The sequence below is a fragment of the Mesorhizobium sp. ES1-1 genome (assembly GCF_020164785.1).
Classification (GTDB): Bacteria; Pseudomonadota; Alphaproteobacteria; order Rhizobiales; family Rhizobiaceae; genus Mesorhizobium.
The window spans coordinates 1-1,269 of record NZ_JAIUGX010000023.1 but is presented as its reverse complement, the minus strand read 5'-3'; the positions used below and the strand labels follow the sequence as shown (position 1 = coordinate 1,269).

Below are 1,269 nucleotides of genomic sequence, written 5' to 3'. Positions count from 1 at the left end.
AACCTTCCCCCCCAAAGACTACCCCCCACGAACTGCGTTGACTGGGCCATCCGCTATGACAATGCTGGGGCAAGTAGCTCTTCGTCCTGCGGACCATAATCCGAAGGTCACAGGCTCAGATGCTCTCCCCGCAACCAAATACAAAAGAGCCCGCCTTCGCGCGGGCTCTTTTGTATTTGCTGTGGTGCCTAGCCATCCTGACGCGGAATCAAAGGCCCGCAACCCACGCCGCAGCCCACGCCGCAGGACCAAAAGCAGAGCCTGTCCCAAACCAACCAATCGATAGCCCGACGAATGGACCTCGCGGTCTGGTTTCTACTTAGCCGGGTGCTCTCGTCCATCGTCTCGCGCGATCGCTAACAAAAGCGACCGGGCGTCGACCTCGATCGCGCCGGCGTCCTCGCGGCGGAATCGTGCGATCATCAATTCGCTGAGGAGTTAGCGGCGATCCAGAAGCGTGGCGATCCCTGCTAACAATTGGCATCTATTGCCATCCGTCATATGCGATCCCATAATCCCGCCCGGAGGTTGCCATGCCGAACTACGCTTTGAGTGATCACTACGAGAGTTTCATCCGCAAGCAGCTCGAATCAGGCCGCTACAACAATGCCAGCGAAGTCGTCCGCGCCGGCCTTCGCATGCTCGAGGATTTCGAGGCGGAGCGGGAGAAATGGCTGCGCGGGGAAATACCGTCGCGCCTAGCCGAGTTGCGACAGGATCCCGCGAGCGGCATCCCCGCCGATGCGGTCTTTTCCCGACTGGAGGCGCGCCATCGTGCGAGGCAGGCGAAAGCCAAGTAGCGGATGGAGTATCGGATCGTCGTCCACCCCAAGGCGGAAGCCGAGCTGGGGGAGCTTTACGACGCCATAGCCGAGCGCGCGTCAGCGGCGATCGCCTGGAACTTTATCGAGGGTATCCGGGACCAGTGCTTCGGCCTGTCGACGTTTCCACTGAGGGGCACGGAGCGGGCAGAGATCATGCCTGGCCCGCGGATTATAGGCCATCGGCGCGCCGTTAGCATCGCCTTTGCCGTCCAGCGCGACAGCGTGCTGATCCTGGGCATTTTCTACGCCGGCCGCAACATCACACCTGAGGTGCTGGAAGACCGGCGCTGAAACCCTGCGTCGCGCCGCATGACGGGGCTAAGCCAGCTTACCAATGTCGGGCCGTCGACTTCTCCACGAGAAATCGAAAAAACTTGCGGATGGTGTGTTGACAGTTTGGCTGTGTGGCGACTATATACGCCTCACGAACGAGGGCGGCTCGCCG

2 protein-coding genes are annotated in these 1,269 nt (G+C 61.0%); both read left to right on the top strand.

The annotated features are described in order from the left end of the window. Positions 1-533: 533 nt before the first annotated feature. Positions 534-800, top strand: coding sequence for a type II toxin-antitoxin system ParD family antitoxin (locus tag LB513_RS25135; RefSeq protein ID WP_224666179.1), 267 nt, complete (start codon positions 534-536; stop codon positions 798-800). A gap of 3 nt (positions 801-803) precedes the next feature. Beyond that, entirely contained in the window at positions 804-1,115 is a 312-nt protein-coding gene (locus tag LB513_RS25130; RefSeq protein ID WP_224666178.1) for a type II toxin-antitoxin system RelE/ParE family toxin, read from the top strand. Positions 1,116-1,269 lie beyond the last annotated feature (154 nt).